A 24,272-nucleotide genomic window follows, 5' to 3' on the forward strand; every position below is an offset into this window, starting at 1 on the left:
TTATATACAGTAAAGACTATCATAGATAGTAAATATTGCCAATTTGCTTCAGTTACCCCCTTAAGTCGTTTCTTCTGTATCGTCAGTGGAAGCATATTCGCTTTTGTATAGCCAATATTGTAGTTTCTCGCTCAATGGCTCTTCCGAAATGGGTTTTGTGAGGTAATCGTTCATGCCTGCATTTAAACACCTTTCCCTATCACCGGACATTGCATTGGCTGTCATGGCCAATATCTTTACTCCCTGATAACTCTCGCCCGCGGCTCCGTCTCGGATTAACTCGGTAGTCCGATAGCCATCCATTTCTGGCATCTGACAATCCATTAAGATCAGCTCAAATTGACATTCATCTTGATGTGACTTGAGCAGCTCAATGGCAAGCAGTCCGTTTTCGGCAACTTCAATATGGGTTATACCCAATTTTTTGAGCATACTTAATGCGACAACTTGGTTCACCTTGTTATCCTCAACCAGTAGAATACGACAAGGTTTTGGCCACGTAAATTCGGTTTCGTTCGCTTTTCTTACCAGCTTCAGATAGTGACTCGTAACTAGTGGTTTCGCATTCGCCAGCGCCTTGCCATCTTCAGCTAAAATGGTTAACGCATCAAAAAGGTCTTTGGTTGTCACGGGCTTTGGAAAATAGCCTGAATAGCCACGATCCGCATAAAACTGTCCATCCCCCTTGGTACCCATTTGCGTCATCATGATAAGTTTTATCGCTTTGAATCGCTTATCATTTTTAAGTTCAGCACCAAGCTGCTCGCCCGACATGCCTCTCAGCGTCATGTCTAATAAGGCTATATCAAACACATTTTTATCACGTTGGTATTCAGCTTCACACAGTGATAGAGCTTGTATTCCAGAGCTAGCTTTATACACATCCGCACCCCAGTGCCTCAATTGAGATTCCAAACTCGTCAAGGCAGAGAGGTTATCGTCAACTAGTAGTATTTTGATCCCTTGCAAATCAACTTTTGCAGCCTCTAACTGAGTATTGTCGCCATGAGTCAAAGTAACGAAAAATTCAAATTGGCTACCATGTCCAAATCGACTACTTACGGTGATATCGCCATCCATTAATTCACAGAGTTGCCTGACAATGGCAAGCCCCAGTCCTGTACCCCCATACTTTCTAGTGGTGGAGGCATCAACTTGAGAGAATTTGGTAAAAAGTCTATCCGCTTTGTCCTCTGGTATACCTATGCCGGTATCTTCAACTGAGCAATGAAATCTCAGTTTATTGTCTACCTCACTGAACCAAGCTCGGATGATGATCTCGCCTTGCTCGGTAAACTTGATTGCGTTACTAATTAAGTTGGTGATGATTTGTCGAATGCGGCTTGGGTCCCCCTGCACCAATGGCTTTTCAAGTTGGGTAACATCTAGAATAAGTTCAAGTCCCTTTTTCTGGGCTTGCAGGGCAACGGACTGAATCAATTCACCAAGTAACGCCCTTACATCAAAATCTAGTGACTCAAGCTCAAGCTTACCCGCTTCAATTTTAGAAAAATCTAAAATATCATTGATGAGATTTAATAACGACTTGGCACTCCCCATTGCTAGACTCACTTTATGTAATTGAGTTTGAGTAAGATGCTCATCTTCTAGCAGACTTAGCATGCCTATTACACCATTCATTGGCGTGCGGATCTCATGACTCATGGAAGCTAAAAACTCACTTTTAGCTTGCGCGCCCTGCTCCGCCGCTTGCTTCGCTTGTTCTAGCTCTTTTTTCGCCTCAACGGCAGCGGTAATATCCTGTTGGATACCGACGAATGCCATTAATTGATTTTGTTCGTTAAACACCGGAGAGATCTGTAAACTATTCCAAAATGCCTTTCCAGATTTGGTGTAGTTTATCAATTCAACTTTGACGAATTCGTGAGCTTTTATTGCTTCTCTGATTTCGTCTAAAGCTTGCTGTTGGGTGTTTTCACCTTGCAAAAAGCGGCAATTTTTACCAAGTATCTCATCTCCATATTCGGTGATTTGTTGAAATGCTTTGTTGGCAAATACAATTGGCAATTCCGACTTAGTCACGTCAACAATCGTTATGCCTACATTTGCGCACTCTATTGCTTGAGCAAGTAAATCATTTTGCTCCTTTGCCTTTCTTAGTGCTTCTTGATGAAGCTTTTGATCGGTAATATCTGAAAGCGACCCAACTATCCGTTTTGCCTGTCCATCTTTAAGTGCAGCTGCGCCTTTTAGCCAAAAATAGCGGTAGCTGTTTTGCCTCGTTTTTATTCGGCACTCTACTCCAAAAGGCTCTTCTTCCGTCATGTGAAACTTAAGTGAGTTTTCTAAATTGGGGAGATCTTCTGGGTGGACTCGGTCAAATAAACTGGAAATATGCGCAGAGAATAAGGCTTGTGTCTCTTGAGAAAAACCTAGTAAAGATTTAAATCTGTCTGAATAAAACACCGCATTCCGCTCAAGATCCCAGTCCCAAAGACCATCATCGCTACCAAATATTGCAAGTTTAAATCGCTCTTCACTGCGCTCGAGTGTTGTTCTCGATTCTTCTAGCTTTTTGAACGGATTTAACAAAAGTTGCTTGCCAAACAAATAGAGCAAACCAAATGATAGGAACAACCCAAAGGCAATAGCACCAATAAGATCCCACACAAATATTTTCACTTCGTCAGTGACCAAGCTTTTTCGCAAGCGATAGTCTAACTGAAGCCCGGTAGTCCCGATAGCTAGTGACTTAATACTAAAGTAATCTTCTACGCGTTCGGCATCAGAGAATTCCAGCCACTGCCCTTTTAACGAGATACTGTGAAGTTGATGGTCTAAGGAGGTTGCCAATAAGGTTTCAAGACTGGTCGAAAACTCACCAATCAAAGCTCCCTCAGCAAAGCCGTTATAATAAATAGGTACCGCTACAGTAAAAAAGTGCTCATTGGTGACAGTGGTTAAATCAATCGCATTACCAATTTCAGCGTTAATCACTTTATCTAGCCATTTTGGTTTTTGGTCTAACACTTCATGGGAGTCAAAGTTTGCATACACTACATCTCCGAGAATGTTGATTACCATCAGCTTTTCTTCTTTGCCTATAATTTGAAAGCTGCGCAAAAAATCCCGTAACTTCGCTGCGGAGAGTCCCGTGCCCATCGCACCATTTACAATAATAGGGTGTGAAGATAGATCGAATAGTATTTGTTTGCGGCTCTCAAGATACTGAGTTAAGTTGTTAACCGCGAGTTGAGCTTGAGTTTCATTCGTTTCTCTTACTAAGTCTTCGACAATAATGTTTGCTCTCAACCCAACAAAAAGAGCACTGAGCAGAAGTGAAACGATAGCCGTTAACCCTAAAAAGGTGTAAAAAGCGCGATTACTCGTTAAGGTGAATTTAGTTTTCAAAGCGACCCCGGGTAACTATAAACTGGTTTAATACTGCCATTAGACTGGTATTGCCCCATACACAAGTCTTGCACCGTTAACGCTTCATGGGCTGAATCGTTTTTTTTACTCCACACACTAAAAGGTCGTTGATAAGTTTTTACTAAACCGCTGACCGGCGATTGCAAATCCTCAAAAGCACTTTTTAATAAGGCTCTGTTTGTAGCGACTGAATCTGTCAGTTTTATTTGCTCAGCTGCCGCAATGAGAAGCTTGGCAATATCATAGCCATGAATAAACCCTGGTGCTGCTTGAACAAATCCATGTGTTGCAAACTGAGTAGGGAAAAGCCGTTTTGCACGACTAAACACCTGCTCAGAAAACGCACTTAACGGCTTAGTCTCAAAAGAAAAACAGCTTTGCAGCACCGCCAATGAGACGTCTGCAGATAGCTTATCTCCAGCAACTTCAAAGAAGTTACCTGTCGTGATCCCCCAGTGACTGACAATTGGTAATCGTTGGGCTTTATCAATACTCGCCATGGCTTTTACAAACTCAGCGCCTTCAATCGCATTACCAACAAAAATGATACATTGCGGTTCACTTTCAATAATATTATGGATGATGATCCGCGCCTCATTTTCCTTAGTTGCCCAGTTAAACCAAGATACTGGCAGCGCGTTGTTAGGCTTGGTCTTCTTATATTCCTCTAGCAATGTGTCGTAATTGGAGCGCCCCCATGCGGTATCCTCAAGGAGTAAATGGGGTGCGACACAGCCTCGTTGCTTTGCATAATTGATGAGTACTTTACCTGCTTTGGTGTCATCCACAGACAGTCTAAAAATCCAATTTTCCTTACTCGGGTATCTTGTAATTGATCCACCAGCGGCCCAAGGAACCAATAGCAGCGCTTTATTCTCGTTGATAAACTGACGAAATTTAATATAAGGAGGGGAATGTACACCACCAAGCACGAGTAAGGCATTCGGGTCTTTTAAAAACTGCTTAAAGTGAAGCAAGCTACGATTACTATTACCACGGTGGTCTTTGGCTACCAATTCAATCTTATAACCTTGGATTTGGTTATCTACTTCATCTAATGCGGTTAAAAACCCCATTTTTATCGCCTCGGCTGACTCATTTAAATTGGAATAATCGGCGTCATGATAAATACGAAACACTTTCTCAGAGTTTGCTGCGAGACAAACCGAGCTAAAGAGGCAAAAAAACAATAATAATATTTTCATCGCATTACTAATCACCCAACACATAACTAAACTTTAGTTCAAATCATTGTGATTGCTTAATTTTATAGCGAATACCTTGCTCGTTATAAATCACCAAGACAATGCATGGCGCACAAAGAAACCGCACCCAAAAGGTAGGCGCGGTGGTTGGGATCATTCAGGGCTATTAGCAAGTTGGCTCTGAATGTAGTTTGGTAAACCAATTAGTTTGATTAAATTGATATGCTGTTCAAGCCAATAAATGTGATCCATTTCGGTGTCATCTAACAGGGTTTCAAGCATTTCGCGCGTAACATAATCTTGCACTTGCTCACACACTGCTATCACCTTTTTCAAATGATCTTTTACCTGAATTTCCGCTGCCAAGTCATTTTCTAGCATTTCTTTTACGTCAGCACCGACGTGAATTGGCGCACGAGTAGCGGTATCCGGCGTGCCTTCCAAAAACAAAATGCGCTCGGTGATACGTTTTGCGTGATCAAGTTCTTCTTCGTATTCGTGAGATAACTTATGGTGTAGCTTCTCAAGTCCCCAATCTTCATACATTTTGGCATGAGCCAAATATTGATCCATGGAAGAAAGCTCAAGCGTAAGTTGTTTGTTTAGTAAGTCGATAACGGTAGAATGGCCTTGCATAACTTACCCCTCAATCTGCGATTGCAGATAGTTTTCAATACCGGTATTTTTGATTAAGAAGTGCTGCGTTTCGAGCCAATCGACATAGCGCTCTTCATATTCAAGAATATTTTCAAGTAGCTCTCGACTAACATAATCCTGTTCGTGTTCACACAGCGCAATTGCATCGCGCAGTGTTGGAAGCTGATCGAGTTCAAACGCTAAGTCGCACGCCATCATTTCTTCAGTATGCTCACCTATTCGTAACTTTTCTAAATGCTGGAGGTTTGGTAACCCTTCAAGGAATAATATGCGCTCGATAAGATCATCAGCTTGTTTCATGTCCTTGATAGATTTTTTATACGCTTTCTCGTTCAGCTCTTCCAAGCCCCAATTTTTGTACATTCTTGCGTGTAGAAAAAACTGGTTTATCGATGTTAACTCTAGCGTAAGCACTTGATTTAGCGCTGTTATTACTTGCTTATTACCCTGCATAGGGCCCCCTAATAATGTCGAGTGACGCCCTATAACCCTAGTTCAATATTTATTCTTCGCAAGATTAAATAAAAATAACAGTTTTCTTAATATACCCTTTTAAAATAAACAACTTATAAGAGTATTAATAACAATTTTCATTACATTTAGGATTTCATTTTTTGAACAGGTTGTATTCAATCAGAACTCAGAATAAGAAACATGCTAAGTTATTGAAACTCATAAAAGCAGCTCTGGTTACTCAACTCATCTGCTTTTTAACATCTAACCCTAAACGTTTTGCTAGTCGAACCAAATTAGCTCTATCCATTTCCAGCTCTCTCGCAGCTGCCGACCAATTAAACCCATGACGTTCCATCGCGTTAACGATCATGTCTTTTTGTAGTAGCTCAACGGCAAATTTCATGGCGACAGGATGTGCTTTCTTTTTCGTGGTAAGGCGTTCAGCCTGATGAATTTGTTGATTGTGTTTTGGCACGATATCTATGTCATGGATCTCGATGATATTAGCCTGCCACTGTTGATGCTTGGCTTTTAACGCTGCACGACTGACACAATGTTCAAGCTCTCTAACATTACCCGGCCAGTCGTAATGCATTAACCGGCTAAGTGCTTGCCTATCCATCACCACTTGTTTTACGTTGAGCGTGCCTCTTAGCTGCTCTAAAAAGAACCCAACAAGCAGCGGGATGTCATCTAGCCTTTCGGTCAGTGGAGGAACAAATAAAGGATACACACTCAAGCGATGATAAAGATCAGCCCTAAATTTTCCGCGTTTCACCTCTTCTTTTAAATCACGATTAGTGGCAGCAACCACTCTAACATCAACAATATGAATGCGGTCAGCACCTACCGCTTGCACCTCACCGCTTTGCAGCACACGTAATAGTTTGCTCTGTAAAGTCAGACTCAGTTCGCCAACTTCATCCAAAAACAGCGTGCCTCCGTCCGCGGCTGCAAATTTGCCTAATCGGTCTTTATCGGCCCCAGTAAACGCCCCTTTTTTGTGACCAAAGAGTTCACTTTCTGCTATCGAGTCAGGAAGCGCCGCACAGTTAATTTGTACAAACGGTTTGTCATTTCGTCGGGAGTTAAAGTGAACGTGTTTTGCTACCAACTCTTTACCCGTTCCCGTATCACCCTGAATAAGCACATTAAATTCAGAACCAGCAACCAGTTCAATTTCTGATTTAAGTGAGTGTATCACAGCGCTCTCTCCTACCAAGATTTGCCTTTTAACGGACTTTTGGGATTGGGTATGTATAGATGAACGTGCTTGCTCATAGAGGTGCTTAGCCTCAAACATACGTAACGCACTACTTGAGACAATTGCTTGTAGGGTTTTCATATAAACCTCAGACAAATGCTCAAAGCTATCAGGTTTAAGACAATCAAACGTCACCAATAAGACGCTACTTTGCAGTGCGACCTTAAACCCCATGCAGGCATGCACTGGTAAGCGACTTTCTTCGGCGAGCAACAGACCATCGTAAGGGTCGGGTAAGTCGCTATTGGCAGGAAAACTAACTAGTTCGTCAGACTCGAAAATGGACATCAATCTAGGTTGCTCTGTAAGCAAAAATTGCCGCCCAACAGCGTCCGCACTCAGCCCATTACAAGCTAGAATCGTTAATGCATGCTGATCGCCATAAAGAATGGCGATGGCATCAGCGGTAACCGATTGACTCAATGCTGATAGCAAGGAGTTAGCGTATTGCTTAACCTCACGACCCTCTTGCGCTAACGAAAGTCGTGACAACGACATACTAAGCTCAAGCAATTTGGAGAGCGCTAACGAATTCATGTCAAAAAGACTCAACTTATTCAAATAAACACTATTTAAGATAGGTCAATTTGACTCAAACATCAATAATAGAATACTAATACTATGATTTATATAATATTTTAAAGTTGGCGTGACACCTGCAATGTGCAGTCTATGTATCAACATTCGCAGAGCTAACGATGAGCCGCGCATACCAGCTTTTAAGATATAGCAACATCGCCATTTTCACTTCTCTCGCAGCGTTTATGCTGTCACTGCAAGTGAGTTTTTTTAGCGTTGAAAGCTTCAGCCTCTTCTCACAAATTGCAGCACATATTAGTACTATCGTATTGGCTGCCTTGATTAAGCTTGCCTACGTCATCCGCCTTGTTTGTCTATACCACCTAGGTTTGGAGGTTAAATAAATGAGCTTAATCCAGCTAGAAGAGCCCAGTCCAAAAGCAGTGTGTTGGTATACACCATCTACTTGGCCCGTGTTGATGCTCGGCTTTAGAGCACTATTTTTACTCGCGGGCTTATTCGCTGTCGTGAGTATTTCTGTGTGGGCTTTATTGCTCAATGGCAATGTTGTTTGGGGTAATGATTACCCAGCGACCTATTGGCACGCCCACGAGATGCTGTTTGGCTTTGGCGGTGCTGTCGTCGCCGGATTTTTGCTAACCGCAGCAAAAAATTGGACGCAAAGACAGACATTACATGGTGGCGCACTGCTGTCACTCTGTATTATTTGGTGTGCCGCTAGGCTGAGCTTTTTTGTGGCAAATTCATCAATCATCATCACCTTGCTACTACAACTGAGTTTTTGGCTCATTGTACTATTCAATTTAACGACCGTAATTGTTGATGCAAAATCCAAAAACAATCGTGTTTTTATTTTCGCTGTAAGTATGTTGTGTGGCTGCAACATCGTATTTTTGATTTTACTTCACAACCAATACTTCTTATTGCTAAGCGCTATAAGCCAAGCAACGCTTATTGCTTACATGTTATTGATTGGTGTAGTGGGTGGCCGAGTTATTCCCTTTTTTATTGCCCGAGGATTGCAGCAAGCACAAAAACCACATACTCCAAGGTTAGATAGGACGATCTTTTATCTCGCCATCATCTGCGTTTTCACCTATATCCTGCAGTTTACGATACAAAATACTCACTATTTAAGTGCTGCACTTCTGCTCCTTGGGCTACTGCATTCGATAAGAGCAATTTATTGGTTTAACAGTAAATTATTTAACGTACCACTGCTTTGGTCATTATATCTTTCATATTGTGCAATCGCAGTGGGTTTAATACTTAGCGCATACAACAACACCTTTGCACCAGAGCATTTGCGCAGCCATCTTCACTTAGTGGCAATTAATGGCATGGGATTAATGATCTTAGCTATGATGACTCGCGTTACCTTGGGCCACACTGGTCGACTATTACAGGTAGGCAAGACAACTACACTGGCATTTATCTGTATCGCGGTATCAGGTCTTATCCGCGCCTTCCTTATTCATTTTATAAACCCGCACAATGCATGGCTGTTAAGTGCCGTGGCTTGGGTTTTTGGTTTTATGCTTTTTTTCATTACCTTCGCGCCCATGCTGATACAAAAACGCGTCGATGGGCGAATGGGTTAACTCTACTCTCAAACTGGAGATATTAATGCTTACACACAATACGATTGAGTTGGTAAAACAAAGTGCACCGCTATTGGCTCAGGTCGGTCCCGAGATCACTGCCAAGTTTTATCATAACATGTTCAATCAACACCCTGAGCTAAAAGGGGTATTCAACCAGTCCCATCAGGCTTCGGGAAAACAGCCGTTGGCACTATTTGCAGCATTAGCGGCCTATGCCAATTACATCGATCAACCAGAAGTACTCAGTGACGCCATTTTACGTATCAACCATAAACACGTTAGCCTTGGGATTTTACCTGAGCAATACGCTATTGTTGGCCGGCATTTAATTGCAACGCTCAAAGCCGAGTTCAGCGATCAATTCACTGATGAAATAGAGCAAGCTTGGATTAGTGCCTACCAGTTTTTAGCCGATTTATTTATCACCGCAGAGCATGGCCTGTATCAAACCGCACTTGAGCAGCAAGGTGGGTGGCAAGGAACTCGTGCATTTAAAATTGAAAAGGTAACAAGCAATACTGAAAATATTAAAAGCTTTTATCTCAAACCAGTCGATGGTAAAGCCCTACCTCATTACCAAGCAGGGCAATTTGTTTCTATTTTTATACCAAAAGAAGTGGCAGGGCTTCAGCAGATCCGCCAATACTCTTTGTCTGTTGCGCCCAATGGTTCGTACCTTAGGATCTCCACTAAACACGACGGTGCTGTATCGCAATACCTTCATACGCTTAGGGCGGGCGACACCCTCAAGCTCACTCCCCCCGCTGGAGACTTTGTCAGACAACACACAGCCAGTCCGAAGGTATACATTAGCGCAGGGGTTGGAATAACCCCTATGCTTTGCATGCTTGGTGTTCATAGCCAACATTCACCTGAAGTCGAAGCACATTTTTTACATGCGAATAAAACCCACCGTGACTTGGGTTTCAATCAAGAAATCAATGAGCTTGGTAGCAATATCCGAGATTTTAATGTGGTTACTTGGTTGGAATCAGAAGCCGACGGTGCACATTCCGGACTGATGGATATCAACACAATCAAAGATACTTTGCCTCTCACAGACGGAGAGTTCTACCTATGCGGCCCGGTTGCCTTTATGCGCTTTATCAAAACCCAACTGATGAATGCCGGTGTAAAAGCCGAGCAAATATTCTATGAGGTATTCGGTCCTCACGAAAATCTTCCAAACTAACGATTTAAATTTGGCGTCCTAATACTATTGGTATTAGCTGGCGCCTTATATTTTGCTCTGAATTAAAAAATCGGTAGACTTGGAGAATGAATACTATTGGTATAAAAGCGTACTTGAAGGACAACAATATGAGCGCAATTTCTAGTATCTTAGTCGTCTGCATGGGCAATATCTGCCGCTCTCCAACTATGGAGGCGGTATTAAAGCATAAGCTCGCAGCAACAGAGTTAACAACCCGTATCGATTCCGCAGGCACCATTGGCTATCATCAAGGCAACCCACCGGACTCACGAAGTGTCGCAGCTGGAAGCGCAAGAGGATATGACTTTTCAGGCATATCAGCGCAGCAAGTAAAACCCAGCGATTTTGAAGATTACGACTTACTTTTATGTGCAGACAACTCAAATTACCGCGATCTACTCTCCATTTGTCCTAACGGCTTGGCGCATAAAGTTCAGCTGTTTTTAGCGTTTGGTGACATGAGTGAGCATGAAGTGCCTGATCCTTATTATGGTGGTGAACATGGCTTTGAATATGTACTTGATTTAATCGAAGCCGCCAGCGAAAACATCATTAACAAAATTCGCTTATCGACAAGGTGAAATTAACTCGCTGGATCGGTACCAAACAAAGCGGTAAAAAGACCTTTTTCAGAGGCAGCGCTATTGTTAGATTTAGAATTTCCGTTCGAGAAATTAGCTCAGGACTTACAAACCACAGGCATTAGTATTTTGCCAAATTTCGTCAGTCCCGACATTTTATCCAAGTTAGAATTGAGAATAGCAGAGCTCAGCAGTGACGACTTCAAGCAAGCTGGAATTGGTCGTTTAGCCTCTCACGAGCAAAATAAGAAAATTCGCAGAGATAAAATTCACTGGTTAGATACCAGCAATGAGTTTGAATCTGTTTGGCTCAACTACATGGGCGAGCTAAAGACCTACTTAAACAGACGGCTATTTATGGGACTCTTTAGTTATGAAAGCCACTTTGCCATTTACCCTCCTGGGGCGTTTTACAAAAAGCATATGGACGCCTTTAAGGGAAAGACCAACCGAATTTTGACCACGGTATTGTACTTAAACCAGTCTTGGACGTCAGACAATGGCGGCGAACTTGTCGTTTACAATCCCGATAATCACGATGAGATACTCACAACGGTACTGCCAAGTTACGGCACACTAGTTACCTTTTTAAGTGATGAATTTCCTCATGAAGTACTGGTTGCCAACGAAAAGCGCTATTCAATTGCAGGGTGGTTTAGGGTTAATACCAGCATTAACCATTCGATTGATCCACCAAAATAATTGATGAGCTCAGCCTTAAGTTTATTATCCTGAGTTTCGCTAACTAAATTCAGGGTAATTTGTTCGGTAACAGAATTTCGACGCACAAACCTTTACCTTCGCGATTATAGAGGCTGATCTGGCCGTTGTGTGCTTCAACAATTTCTCTGCACAGCGCTAAACCAAGCCCTGTTCCTGAAGCTTTGGTAGAGTAAAATGGAATTAAGGCGTTCGCCATCACTGTGTCACTCATGCCTTCGCCTCTATCGAGCACCCAAATATAAGCTTCGTCGTTGCGCTGCTCAGATTGAACACAAATTTCCTCTATCTCAGAGCCAGACTCGGTCGCATTCTTTATCAAATTAATAAGTAACTGTTCTAACTGTGTCGTGTCTGCCTGTAATTGCATTTGATTAAGCTGATATTGAAATGACCAATGGCTTTGCAGCCGCTCACACAAAACCTGCAAATCCACAGGTTCAATGTTTGGCTGAGGAAGTTTGGCGAACTTACCATAACCCTGAACAAACTCGCTAAGGTGCACAATACGCTCTTCTATCGTCGCAAATACTCGACTTAGCCTAGGTTCATCCACGCGTTCAGCCAAGATCTGTCCGCTGTGCAGCATAGATGAAATAGGCCCTAACGAGTTGTTTAACTCATGGCTAATGATGCGGATCACTTTCTTCCAAACTTGCACTTCTTGGCGGCTCAACTCTCGAGTGAATTGCTTAAAAATATATAATTTGTGAAAGTGGTTGTTGAGTAATAACTCACCGTTGGCGAGATGCCACATTTGCGACTCACCACTGCTATTTTGTATTGAGAACAAGCCATCAAGTTGGTTGCTTGCAGCTTGCTGAAGTTCACCAGGGACTTTGGATAACAACTTACTAAAACGCTCACCTTCAAGGCGATGCTCACAGTTAAAAAACGTTTTTGCACTATTGTTGGCAAATACCACCACACCTTGTGAGTCGACGAGGACAAGTACCTGAGGTGACGACTCAAGCACTTTATCTAGCATCAGCTCACGCTGATAAATCCATTGTTTTTCATCTCTCAACTGCTTTGCTGTTTCATTGAATAACTGACACAGTCTACCAAGTTCATTGTTAGCGTTATAGGTAATGGACGTAGAAAATTCGCCATCCTTAAAGTTCATCAAGCCGACTTCTAACGCCTCCCACCCCGCTTTATTTTCACGCATTAATAGTTTATACAGCACTAGTGAAACACTGACGGAGCCCAGTACTATTGCAATGAAACCGCGGTGGTCATCGAGTAAGAACCATAAAGGAATAAGGCCAATAATAATACTGATGGCAATGATCAATGCATGTTGCTGCGAGGTCGTCATTATTGTCCTTAATATTCAATGCCAAACTTTTGCAATCGACGATAAAGCGCTTGTCTACTCATGTTAAAATGTCGCGCCACTTTCGCAATCACGCCAAGATGAGTCTTGAGCGCCTGCTCCAATTCTTCTCTACTGGGTTCTCGTATGGTTTGCGAGGCGCTAACTTGTGCTGTATTTGCCTGCACATCAAGACCAAAATCCTTCGCACTGAGCTCGCCATCAGGATTCAATACCGCTGCCCGTTTACAGGCATTTTCAAGCTCTCGTACGTTACCAGGCCAAGGGTGTTCACATAATGCTTGCTGGGCATCCGAAGTAAGCCCTCTTGCTGGTAAAAAGTGCGCGACCAAAGGTAAAATATCATCCACTCGCTGTGACAACGCGGGTAAGTTTAGCTCGATGACATTTAAGCGATAATATAGATCCTCACGGAATTTTCCCCCTCGAATATCCGCTAGCAGATCCGCGTTCGTTGCTGAGATGACACGAACCGATACTTTTTTTGTCTCGACTGAACCCAACCTCTCAAACTCACCACTTTGCAAAACACGTAGCAATTTTGTTTGCCCTGGGAGAGGTAAATTACCAATCTCATCCAAAAATAACGTGCCTTTATCAGCGGCTTCAAAGCGACCAATACGCTGCTTATTCGCACCGGTATAAGCACCGCTCTCAGCGCCAAATAACTCAGCTTCGATTAAGTCACTTGGGAGCGCGCCCGCATTCACTTTTACAAAGGGTTGGTTTTTTAGTGGTGAGTTCGCTTGAATGATCTCCGCAATTTTTTCTTTACCGCTACCATTTGGACCGGTTATTAACACTGACACATCAGATTTGGCGACTTGCAGCGCCATATCTATAACTCGCTGCATGGCCACCGACTTATATACAAATCCGCATAAATCCGCACCTTGATTAAACTGTTGGCGTTCTTGTTCAGCCCGTTCAAAGTTTGCAACTTGCTTGTGTGCCTCGCCAAGCGCTACGAGGTTTGCAATCGTGGTGAGTAACTTTTGATCATCCCACGGCTTAGCTAGATAGTCTGCCGCTCCAGCTTTTACCAGCTCAACCGCCGTGGTGAGCTCAGTCCAAGCCGTTAATAAGATAATAGGGAGTTTTGCATTTAATGCTTTCAATTGGTGAAATAGCGCTGCCCCCTCCTCTCCTGAGGTGGTGTCTGCACTAAAGTTCATATCTTGGATAACTAGTGCAATTTGCTGAAACGACACCACTTTAATTGCTTCTAACGGTGAGCACGCAGTAACCACTTGATAATCATGCAGCTCTAGTAACAATGACAGTGCATCAAGCACTGCGGGGTTATCATCCACAATTAAGATTTTATCCATATGATTTTATTCTTGTTATTACGTGTTACCTATACTAGCACAACTAATACAACGCAAGTTAAAGTAATACCAACCAGGTTGCTCACACAACCTAGTTAGCATAAGGGTTATACACTTCTTGTCGCGATACTCGGTGAAATGTTCGCCGCCTTTTTAGCAGGAAAAATAACTGACGCGATACAGAGCACGATAAGCCCGAGCGCCGTTATCAAAATATAGCTTACTTCTAGCGGCGGCACTGAATACAAAGACATTAGCTTTTGTCCTAGGAAAACCGTAGCCACGGTGCCAAGTACTAAGCCAATTGCACAAACAATGAGGTTTTCTACCACAAAGTAACGAACAATTGCAGACTTACGCGCACCTAAAGCTCTGCGAGTACCAATCTGTTTAGTACGTTTGCTGATATTAAACTGAGTAAGACCAAATATTCCCAGCGCCGTCACGACGACTAATGCTGTGATTAACACTAGCAACATTCTTAGCATCAATAAGTCTTTAGAATTGTACTTTCCTTTCACGTCATCAAGCCCTTTAATGCCTGTGATCACACGACTAGGATTTTCTTGAAGCATCGCCGACTCTATTTTTTTCATTACTTCGTCACGCAAACTAGGATCAGTGCGAACTAAGAAATCTTGAAATCCATTCGCATTCACCATGGGAAAAATAATTAAGCGATCAGCATTTTTAAAACGCGGCCAAGCATTAGTCATACGCTCAACAATCCCCACGACTTTTAACGGGCCGCCCCCATAGTAAATCGTTTCGCCCAGTCCTTTACCCTCACCAAATATCTCGTCCGTAAAAGCCTTACTGGCAATAACAACGTCTGGTTGCTTAGCGTATTCACTTGAGATCAAGACATCACCAGATGTGAAATCACGACCTTCTATCAATTTTACGCCCAAGGTACGAATCACTTGTTCATTGGCGTATAAATGTCCCGAGTTTGTATGTTTACCATCGTCTTCTGGGGTTAAGCTAAATCCCGAATTGCTACCTCCCCCGGAAAGCGGGACCGAGCTCACTCCAACGGCTTCTATAACACCTGGGATACTTTTTAATATTCTCTCATCAACTATAAGCTGCTGGTTTGCATCTATCTTGTCGTCAAACGACATGACACTGAAGGTAATTATCGACTCTTCTGGATAGCCAGTTGGCTTATTGAGATAGGTGACGCGCTCACTAATAATGGACAGCGAATTGCTGACAATTGCCAACGTCAAGGCAAGTTGTAGGATAGCAAGTACGGCACCGACTTTAGAGCGCAATAACGCATTGATAATGGGTTTTAATTCCAACATGGGACTCTCCTTATTGCCTTATTGCACTTTTAGATAAATAGCAGGTGATGTTTTACACACTATCCAAGCTGGGTAAAGCCCTGCAAGAATACAAGTCACAATAGCGATGCTCGGCGCTGCTAACAGCATAGAGACATCCATCGTTGCAAGACTTTCGTATACATGGCTAGTTTTGCGGATCCCCCATAAGCCAAGCTGAGCAAAAACTATCCCTATCACTCCCCCCATAAAACCAAGCAACGCCACTTCGACCAAGTGTTGGTAAAACACTTGCGTTTTACTTGCACCAAGCGCTCTTCTTACGCCAACATCTGGGGCACGTTTAAGAAATTTCGCAAGTAACAATCCAAGAATATTGGCTAAACAAACGGCAAGGAACATAAAACTTAAACCAATCATGACTTTGTTATCTTCACTAACCACATTATTGTACTCAAGCCATTCAGTGACATTTCGAAGTGAAAATTCTCGTGTTTTACGGTTAAATCTTCCCAAATCTTGTTGGCTTTGGATGTAATTATCTAGTTGTGTTTCTAACGCTTGTTGTTCTTTTTCATTCTCTAATTCAACCCAAAACTGAGTCCAAAGCATTTCTGAATTCATTTTGTCCGTGAAGTTGTTAATCTCTTCCCTCTTCCAGCCATTCGTATTTCCCCAAGTATCAATCTCATAAGCTGCCGCGTGACTGAAGGGAATGAAGATACGCTCGGCATCAGCAAACGCGCCATTGTTTAAGTCATACATTTTGACGTTTGGCTGCCACTCCTTAGTTACCCCTACTACTTGATATCTGCGCTGCGCCAAATAAATACTTTCTCCCACGACATCACTGCGGCCAAATAATTTTTGTGCGATAGTTTCATCAATAACAGCCACGGGTGCAGCATTGTCAGCTTGGCTTTGGCTCCACACTCCACCATACAAAAAACTCAACTCAAACATGGCAAAAAACTCTCGGGTTATTAGCCGTGTCGTTTGCAACATGGGGCTCACTTCGGGGTTGTTTACATGAACCGCAAAACCAGATTTAAACATCGCGACTTTTTTGTCTATGTTTAGCGTTTGATACAGGTTTTTCGCATCTAAAAATGTCAGCTGAAAGGGAATATCATCAGCTGAATGATAGGTTTGTCCCTCATCCATCACTTGTAGCTGTACAGCATAGAGTTTGCTACTTTTGCTTGGAATTGGATCGGCGGACATCATGTGATACACAGACAAACTCACCATAGTGACGCCAATACCAATGGCAATGGCCAGCGCCATTAGGCTAGTCGCAAGCGGCGTGGCTTTTAGGCTACGCCAAGCTAAATCAAGGTAATGCGCAAACATAACTTACGCTCCTACCTGAGATTTCAACGCTTGTGAAGCCGCACCTTTACCTTGATACAAAGTAAAATCCGCAACCTGTCCGTCTACAATTTGGATATTTCTTGGTGTACGCCTTGCGAGTTCCGGATCATGGGTAACCATAACTATCGTTGCGCCGTCACGGTTAATTTGTTCTAGTAACTCCATTACCTGACGCGCCATTAAACTGTCTAAATTACCCGTTGGCTCATCGGCGAGTAAAAAGCGTGGCTCACCAGCAAGTGCTCTTGCAATAGCCACACGTTGCTGCTGTCCACCGGACAACTGTTGTGGCAAATGTTTTGCACGGCCAGCAAGGCCAACTTGCTCTAGACAGTTTTCAATTCTGCGCTTGCGCTCAGCCGCTTTGATACCACGATAGCGTAGTGGCACTTCAACATTTTCGTACAAGTTTAAATCTGGGATAAGGTTAAAGCCCTGAAAAATAAAACCGATTTTTTGGTTTCGCAGATCAGCTCTTTGGTTGTCGTTAAGCTTACCAACATCAATTCCATCTAGCATATATTGGCCACTAGAGTACCCCTCTAGCATCCCTGCAATATTTAAGAAAGTCGTTTTACCTGAGCCTGAAGGGCCAGTTACCGCGATAAACTCTCCTTCATTTACTTGCAGGTTAAAATCTCTGAGTGCGTGTGTTTGCACCATATCAGTTTGGTATACTTTGCCGATATTATTCATAACTAACATTATTATTTTCCTTCTTATCTTAATAAGATGCTGGGCGCACGTTCGAATGCGTCGTAACTACTGATGATGATTTGATCGCCTTGCTTTAAGCCGTTAAGCACTTCAACTTCACTGATGCTTGAGGTACCGGTTGTGATCTCAATTCGCTCAGCGATATCACCACTTAGCTTGTAAGCGATGTGCCCACCTTCACTCATGAAAGCACCACGTTTAACCATTAAGGTGTTTTCTTTGTGTTCTAGTAAAATCCGAGCAGACAAACGTTGATTTTGTCTAATGCCATCAATGTTTTCGTCCGAAAAGCGTACTCGAGTGGTGACTTCACGGTTATTTACTTCTGGAGAAATCGCAGATAACACGCCAGAAATATTTTGGTTGCCAATCCTGAGCTCGACAGCCATCCCGAGTCCAAGCTCTGCCGCATAACTTTCAGGAACCTGAAGCTCGGCTTCATAAGCACTTAGGTCAACGAGTTTCATCAACCCCTGATTGGCGTTCACAAGCGCATTCTGATCAACTAATAAATTACCGACTATGCCTGAAACGGGTGCTATCACATCTAAGCTTGCAACTTGACGTTTTAATTCCTCAACAATTAAACGTTGCCGCTCAAGCTGATTCTCAACAGATTTAAGTTCAAAGGCCAAGGTATCTTTGCCTAGCGCAACTTCTTGCTCTGCATGATTGAAGTTTAATTTTGCCCGCGCTAGGTCGTCTTGCGCTTCTTCTAAATCAATTTGGCTGATGAGGTTTTTTTGGATAGACAACTGAGCTCGTCGGTCTTCTCTATCTGCCGCTAATAGTTCGACGCGAGCGAGATCTAAGGAGCGATTTAACGCCAAATTTTGACGTCTGACATCCAACTTCTTCCCTTCAAGCTCACCACTCAGTCTTTGCAGCTCAGCTTCTTCTTGTTGGAGCCGGTTAGTTAAGGTTGGGCTTTTGACCGTGGCCAGCACTTCACCTTGAGTCACGCTATCGCCCGCTTTAACTTGTAAAGAGACATAACCCTGCTCCGGACTGTAAATTTGTGGTGCATTTGCAGCAACGACAAAACCTGTGGCGGCAATATCACGGGTAAACTCGCCGGAAGTCACGGCTGCAATTTGTACTCTATCTTTGGCCACGGAGCTACTAGCATTGGGTCCACCAAACACGACCTGTGCGGTAAGCACTGCAATAATTACAGCACCCGCTATTACAAGACCAAGCTTCTTTTTGGATTTACCAGTTTGGAGCACCTCGTCTTGTCCGCTTGTGTCTTTAATCATAATGATTCTCCTCGAATTAACGAGTCAAATACCGCCACGACCGTTGCTACAGCCAACATCATCAAGGGTGAAATTAAAAAAGCAGTACTTAACCACATAACGTATCTTCTTTATTAGTTTGTATGCAGTAATAGAGGCGAACTTTGTGCCAAAACTTAAGATGTTGATTATATTGAATTATTAGATTTTAAAAGAGGAGAAAATGTGTCCGCGGACGGAAAAAGTGTCCGCATCGGACACTCTACACCTAAAGTTATAGCGCTATAGGTGTTAGTCGTCACATTTCTGCATCTTAATATATCGACTGAAGAGATAACTTGAGGATTGGATAGATAACGAGCTAACTGATTTCTTTAAGCTCAGATTTAATAGCTGGAGAGTGCATTAAACAGAATGGAACTCAAATAAGTGGCAAATTTATAGTCGCTCTGGTGCCTTTACCGATCGTAGATTTTAAGGTCAGTTCACCCCCGTGAGATTTAATGATATTAGATGCGATAGTTAACCCAAGTCCCACGTGTTTTTCTGAGGCTTTAGTGGTATAAAACGGATCAAATACTCGATGTAGCAGCTTATCCGCAATCCCTTCACCACAATCGAAGATATCGATAGAGAGCGTTTTACTCTCAACTTTCGTGGTGATTTTAATGGCCTTTCGCATTCTACCCGTACTTTCCAAGGCGTTCTTTATGAGGCAGTAGATACTGTGTTCTAGGAGTGCTGGGGCACAGTGCAATTCAAACCGTTCTCCCTTTTCAAATTCAATCAGGCTCAAGTTTGTCCCATCCAACTCCAAATTAATCATCACAGAATCCATAATTTGAGAATAGAACTCTACTTGCTGAAACTGGGTTTGATTGCTCTCAAAAAACACGCTTAGCTCTTTAACAATCAGTTGAATTCTGTCAAGTCCCGAGTGCATTTCTGCCATCACATCATCACTTTCACTCAAAGCCCAGTTTAGCTGATACTCTTGTTCCAATTCAGTCAGCGATTTTGCACATTCAGGAGAGAGTTGCGAATTATTTGCCAAAAATTGCCAAGCTCGATACAACTTAACCAACGAACTTTGTACAAACTCTAAGTTACTTTTTAAATACGCAAGCGGATTGTTAATTTCATGGGCTACACCCGCAGCAAACTGTCCTACCGACGCGAGTTTTTCTGATTGGATCAAGGCTTGCTGCTGCTCAGCAATACGGTTATACGCCTCTCTTAAGGCTTCATTTGACGATTCAAGTTCATGCGTGCGCTGCTTGACCTTTTCTTCCAACCCTTCGTTAAGTTTGGTTAGTTCGTCGGTCAACAACTCAAGTCGATTTAAATCTCGGTAAGAGCGCAGCGAGCTAGTCAACGTAGTGAATAGACGAGATTTGGTGAGGTCAGTTTTATTTTTATAGTCGTTGATATCATACCGCAGCATGACTTCATGTTCAGGCACACTGCCGGGCTGACCGGTACGAAGTACTATTCTCACGTTATGATAGCCAAGTTCTTCACGTACGTATTGAGCACATTCTAAACCCGCTTCTTCACTTTCCATGATGACGTCAAGCAAGATCAATGCAACATCATCTCGATTGCTTAAAATATCAATCGCTTCTTTTTTGCTATAGGCATGAAGCAGCTCGAGCGGTTTTAATTCAAACCGATAAGCCGTTAACACAAGTTTAGTCACATCATGCACTTCAGGTTCATCATCAACAATCAACACCACCCAAGGAGATGTAGACTCATCTAAGTTTTGTTCATCAGGATCTGAAACGTTTAAGAAAGATAATGGCTGTTGCTGATTCATTAAAATGACACCCTTACTCCTATTTCTTAAGGATGGTACAAATCTGCAGGTTTACCAAATTATTCGAGCCAAAAAATCGTATAAATTTAGCACTATGGTAGGAAGAAATACTGAGTGACTATAGAGCAGAATGTGTACTGTTAAAAATCTGCTCTTTGCGGTACATCAGGTTTAAATATGCTTATGCGCTTAGCGCATCCTTATAGTGTTTTCTACAAAGAGAAACATACCTATCGTTACCACCAATCACAACTTGATCGCCATCCGCAATAGCCTTGCCGTGCTCATCGGTGCGAAGCACTCGATTCGCTTTGCGACCGCAATGACAGATGGTTTTTAACTCAATCAATTTATCGGCCCATGCCAGCAAATATTGCGAGCCTTCAAACAGTTCACCACGAAAATCGGTTCTAAGACCATAGCATAATACCGGGATCCGCAGCTCATCTACGATATCCGTCAGCTCTGCAACTTGGGATTTTGTTAGAAACTGACACTCATCTACTAATACGCAGTCAATTTTACTTTCGCTATGAGCAGACATCAGCAGTGCTTTAACATCTGTTTGGCTTTCAAAAACTTGCGCCTCAGCTTCTAAGCCGATACGCGACGCTACTTTGCCCACACCAGCACGGTTATCAATTGCAGCAGTGATAATAAACGGGCGCATGCCTCGCTCTCGGTAGTTAAATGCCGACTGCAATAGAGTCGTAGATTTACCGGCATTCATTGCCGAATAGTAAAAATAAAGCTGGGCCATAATAGATATTTCGAAATAAAAATTCGCGCTAGTTTACTGGCTAACGATTAAAAGATCTATTGCTTATCCATTTGGGTGGGTTGTGAACGCAAATACTCACTATATAAAGTATCGAGGTTAATAAGCTGACTTGCACGCCACACTTTCCAGCTTAATTCAGGGTGCAGCTGATAAAACTGCTCAGAAAATGCCATAAAACCAAACGACGTTTCTAAAGGTGGAAAAACCGCTTCTAAGTGGTTAAAGGGGGACGATAATGTGATTGGCATATTACCGATTTGGCAAAGGCCAATGGTCGCATCAAGTAACTCATTTTCAACCAGTGCAATAGCATGCTCCAACGAGTCGGTTTCGAATATGGAAAAATGCCGGGGCATACTTTCTCTAATAGCATAGCCACGAGGAATAGCGAGTTCTATTTCTTTGCTCAGATTTAATGTTGCTTTATTAGTTTTGCTTTTGAGTAAACAAGTGCTGATCCGATTAATTGCATATTGCTGTGCAATAGTGCCATCAGGATTTTTTGGATACGCCATTTGCCCTTCTCTAGACGCTCGGTGGCTTGCCACCACAGCATCAACTTTGCCATTTTCCAGCTCATGCAAACAACGGCTCCATGGCTTTCGAGTGTAGGTGAAGCTCACCTCTTTTACGTGCTCGTCAAGCTGTTGTACAATCTGGATGGTGACGCCTGGATTTGCCGATGGCACAGCTTGTCCTGCACCATGGATAAAGGGTGGAGCATGTTTATCTTCATAACAAAAGCGAATCTCTGTTGCCATACTGGCCCACGAAGTAAAAACGCAAAAAGCAATAAATAGCAGTCTCAACATTCACTCCAAACATATGGTCAATCGAAATAACAACGATTAACCACTAGTATACTCTATTTTTTGAAGCTCATTCCCTCGTGTTGCAACAACCACTCTTTCGCTTCAAGTCCGCCAGCATATCCTGTTAGTTTGCCATTTGCACCAATAATGCGATGACAAGGCACGATGATACTAATTGGATTTTTGCCGTTAGCAGCGCCAACCGCACGAACGGCATTTTTGTTACCTAAGCGCTCAGCTATCCAGCCATAGCTATGCGTTTCACCAAATGGTACTTGTGCCAACACCTGCCAGACTTGCTTTTGAAAGTGTGTACCATCCACATCAAGTACCACATCAAAGTGTTGGCGTTTGCCAGCAAAGTATTCAGTTAGCTGTTTTTTTGCCATTTCTGTATGCCGATTTTCCCCTTGCTCGCAGCGCGTTTTTGGAAAAAAGCCGACATATCTTAAACCATCATTGGATGCTTGTATTATCCACTCTCCAGTGGGCGAGGCTAATGTAGTTTCAATCATAATTGTTGCCATAGGTGAAAAGTTAAATAAGAACGAAAAGGAGCACACTTTTCGATATCTATTGTTTTTAAGGATTTTTCCATTGCTTTTTTGACACCCAAGTCACCGCCTAAGTAAATGTCTGGGTGACTCAATCCACGCATTTTTGCATAGTCGACAGTCCAAGGACCTATACCTTTAATATTTAACCAGTTATCAAGTTCAACATGTTCCGAACCAACATATTGCTCAGCAAAAGCTTGAATAGCGGCTTTTCGTCGCTCCGGCATTTTGAAAAAGGCGAGATCACTATCTAATATAGCCTTGGGTTTGGGGAAGTAACGCATGCCATCTTCAGCCGTTTCACCGAGTGTTTCAACCAATAAGGCAAGTAAGTTTCTCGCCGCTTGAACACTGATTTGTTGACCTAAAATAGCTCTCATTCCCGCTTCAAACTCACTCCAGATCCCGGGTAATCTGAGCCCCTCTTGTAGCGGCAAATCAGGCGCGGCTTCATGAAGATGAGACTCAATAAAACAGGTGTCCGCATCTAAATCTAACACACGTCTGATCTGTGCAATCATCGGAACTAACAAGGATAAATCGGAGAGCTCGACATCCACTTTAAAGCGATGTTTTTCAGGCTCGATAGTCGCGGTGAAGCGCCCTATTTCACCTTCTATCGTCACGGTTCGCCCATAATTTTTTTCTGTTAACCACTCGATACCTGGCACAATTCTCATTGCTAAAAACTGCTGCATTTTGTCCCAGTTGTATGGTGGTCGATAGGACAAGTAAATCGCAATGGCAGAGCCACTACCCGCGTCTTTCCTGAGTTGGCTTGGTGATAACTGATACAGCTTTTGAAATGCATCATTAAAGCGTCGCAATGAGTTAAACCCGGCGGCAAACGCGACTTGCGTGACAGGAAGGTCACTTTGCTGTAATAGCTGCTTAGCTAAGTCACATTGCTTATAAAGTGCATATTGTTTGGGGCTGGTACCAAAATATTGATTGAATACTTTATTTAAGTAACGGACCGAAATGCCTAACCTATCGGCTAAGTCTTCTGTCGAATGACGTATTAAGGCTCCCTCATCGATTAACTTTTTGGCTCTGACTGCGGTTGTTTCCGTGCCAAGCCATGCATAACTACCAGGTGCACTATCGGGACGGCAGCGAATACAAGGTCTAAAGCCTGCTTGCGCAGCATTGTGGGCAAATTGAAAATACTCTACATTCTTTTCTTTTGCAGCAGGTGCTGGACATATTGGCCGACAATAAATGCCGGTGCTCTTTACCGCAACAAAAAACAACCCATCAAATCTAGCATCGCGGCTATTTCTAGCCTGAGAACAAACCTCTGGTGTATACATGACTTTAGCTCGTACTTCGTTTTCACTCAGTCTAATAGCTATCACGACACCAAACTAGCCATTTTTGGT

Annotated in this window: 21 protein-coding genes; 5 read left to right on the forward strand and 16 right to left on the reverse strand. The window is 42.9% G+C overall.

Annotated features, from left to right (window positions below):
• Positions 1-60 precede the first annotated feature (60 nt).
• From JJQ94_RS01800 to norR, 5 genes are all read right to left on the reverse strand, one after another.
• Complete coding sequence (locus JJQ94_RS01800) at positions 61-3,372, reverse strand: response regulator (RefSeq protein ID WP_099030630.1); 3,312 nt, start codon at positions 3,370-3,372, stop codon at positions 61-63.
• Entirely contained in the window at positions 3,369-4,598 is a 1,230-nt protein-coding gene (locus JJQ94_RS01805) for an ABC transporter substrate-binding protein (protein WP_099030697.1), read from the reverse strand. Before JJQ94_RS01805 ends, JJQ94_RS01800 begins: the two co-directional genes overlap by 4 nt.
• A gap of 153 nt (positions 4,599-4,751) precedes the next feature.
• Complete coding sequence (bfr, locus tag JJQ94_RS01810) at positions 4,752-5,234, reverse strand: bacterioferritin (protein ID WP_099030631.1); 483 nt, start codon at positions 5,232-5,234, stop codon at positions 4,752-4,754.
• Positions 5,235-5,237: 3 nt separating this feature from the next.
• Entirely contained in the window at positions 5,238-5,708 is a 471-nt protein-coding gene (bfr, locus tag JJQ94_RS01815) for a bacterioferritin (protein WP_099030632.1), read from the reverse strand.
• 241 nt (positions 5,709-5,949) lie between these two features.
• On the reverse strand, positions 5,950-7,512 hold the full coding sequence (norR, locus tag JJQ94_RS01820; RefSeq protein WP_099030633.1) for a nitric oxide reductase transcriptional regulator NorR: 1,563 nt from the start codon (positions 7,510-7,512) through the stop codon (positions 5,950-5,952).
• Between the two features lie 161 nt (positions 7,513-7,673).
• On the opposite strand from norR, the gene JJQ94_RS01825 reads away from it, so the two are divergent.
• From JJQ94_RS01825 to JJQ94_RS01845, 5 genes are all read left to right on the forward strand, one after another.
• Positions 7,674-7,898: a hypothetical protein gene (locus JJQ94_RS01825; RefSeq protein WP_010374807.1), complete on the forward strand. Its 225-nt coding sequence runs from the start codon at positions 7,674-7,676 to the stop codon at positions 7,896-7,898.
• On the forward strand, positions 7,899-9,116 hold the full coding sequence (locus tag JJQ94_RS01830) for an NnrS family protein (RefSeq protein ID WP_099030634.1): 1,218 nt from the start codon (positions 7,899-7,901) through the stop codon (positions 9,114-9,116).
• A gap of 25 nt (positions 9,117-9,141) precedes the next feature.
• Positions 9,142-10,311, forward strand: coding sequence for an NO-inducible flavohemoprotein (gene hmpA, locus JJQ94_RS01835; RefSeq protein WP_099030635.1), 1,170 nt, complete (start codon positions 9,142-9,144; stop codon positions 10,309-10,311).
• A gap of 128 nt (positions 10,312-10,439) precedes the next feature.
• Positions 10,440-10,913 (forward strand): low molecular weight protein-tyrosine-phosphatase, encoded by a 474-nt coding sequence (locus JJQ94_RS01840; RefSeq protein WP_099030636.1) that lies wholly within the window; start codon positions 10,440-10,442, stop codon positions 10,911-10,913.
• Between the two features lie 63 nt (positions 10,914-10,976).
• Positions 10,977-11,615, forward strand: a complete 639-nt coding sequence (locus JJQ94_RS01845; protein WP_099030637.1) for a 2OG-Fe(II) oxygenase — start codon at positions 10,977-10,979, stop codon at positions 11,613-11,615.
• Between the two features lie 49 nt (positions 11,616-11,664).
• Here the strand turns inward: JJQ94_RS01845 and JJQ94_RS01850 are convergent, their stop codons facing one another.
• The 11 genes from JJQ94_RS01850 to JJQ94_RS01900 form a co-directional block, all read right to left on the reverse strand.
• The gene (locus JJQ94_RS01850; protein WP_099030638.1) at positions 11,665-12,954 is read right to left on the reverse strand and encodes a sensor histidine kinase; all 1,290 of its coding nucleotides are present in this window, start codon (positions 12,952-12,954) and stop codon (positions 11,665-11,667) included.
• Between the two features lie 8 nt (positions 12,955-12,962).
• On the reverse strand, positions 12,963-14,303 hold the full coding sequence (locus JJQ94_RS01855; RefSeq protein WP_099030639.1) for a sigma-54-dependent transcriptional regulator: 1,341 nt from the start codon (positions 14,301-14,303) through the stop codon (positions 12,963-12,965).
• 107 nt (positions 14,304-14,410) lie between these two features.
• Entirely contained in the window at positions 14,411-15,613 is a 1,203-nt protein-coding gene (locus JJQ94_RS01860) for an ABC transporter permease (protein ID WP_099030640.1), read from the reverse strand.
• An 18-nt stretch (positions 15,614-15,631) separates the two neighbouring features.
• Positions 15,632-16,945, reverse strand: coding sequence for an ABC transporter permease (locus tag JJQ94_RS01865; RefSeq protein ID WP_099030641.1), 1,314 nt, complete (start codon positions 16,943-16,945; stop codon positions 15,632-15,634).
• 3 nt (positions 16,946-16,948) lie between these two features.
• Positions 16,949-17,671, reverse strand: coding sequence for an ABC transporter ATP-binding protein (locus JJQ94_RS01870; RefSeq protein WP_099030642.1), 723 nt, complete (start codon positions 17,669-17,671; stop codon positions 16,949-16,951).
• Positions 17,672-17,685: 14 nt separating this feature from the next.
• On the reverse strand, positions 17,686-18,942 hold the full coding sequence (locus JJQ94_RS01875) for an efflux RND transporter periplasmic adaptor subunit (RefSeq protein WP_099030643.1): 1,257 nt from the start codon (positions 18,940-18,942) through the stop codon (positions 17,686-17,688).
• Positions 18,943-19,342: 400 nt separating this feature from the next.
• Complete coding sequence (locus JJQ94_RS01880; RefSeq protein WP_099030644.1) at positions 19,343-20,740, reverse strand: ATP-binding protein; 1,398 nt, start codon at positions 20,738-20,740, stop codon at positions 19,343-19,345.
• 181 nt (positions 20,741-20,921) lie between these two features.
• Positions 20,922-21,500, reverse strand: coding sequence for a thymidine kinase (locus JJQ94_RS01885; RefSeq protein ID WP_099030645.1), 579 nt, complete (start codon positions 21,498-21,500; stop codon positions 20,922-20,924).
• Positions 21,501-21,556: 56 nt separating this feature from the next.
• Positions 21,557-22,282, reverse strand: a complete 726-nt coding sequence (locus JJQ94_RS01890) for an amino acid ABC transporter substrate-binding protein (protein ID WP_236596473.1) — start codon at positions 22,280-22,282, stop codon at positions 21,557-21,559.
• A 104-nt stretch (positions 22,283-22,386) separates the two neighbouring features.
• Positions 22,387-22,848, reverse strand: coding sequence for a methylated-DNA--[protein]-cysteine S-methyltransferase (locus JJQ94_RS01895; RefSeq protein WP_099030647.1), 462 nt, complete (start codon positions 22,846-22,848; stop codon positions 22,387-22,389).
• On the reverse strand, positions 22,845-24,203 hold the full coding sequence (locus JJQ94_RS01900) for a DNA-3-methyladenine glycosylase 2 family protein (protein WP_099030648.1): 1,359 nt from the start codon (positions 24,201-24,203) through the stop codon (positions 22,845-22,847). Before JJQ94_RS01900 ends, JJQ94_RS01895 begins: the two co-directional genes overlap by 4 nt.
• Between the last annotated feature and the right edge of the window lie 69 nt (positions 24,204-24,272).

The organism is Pseudoalteromonas sp. GCY (assembly GCF_016695175.1).
In the GTDB taxonomy this organism is placed as follows: domain Bacteria; phylum Pseudomonadota; class Gammaproteobacteria; order Enterobacterales; family Alteromonadaceae; genus Pseudoalteromonas.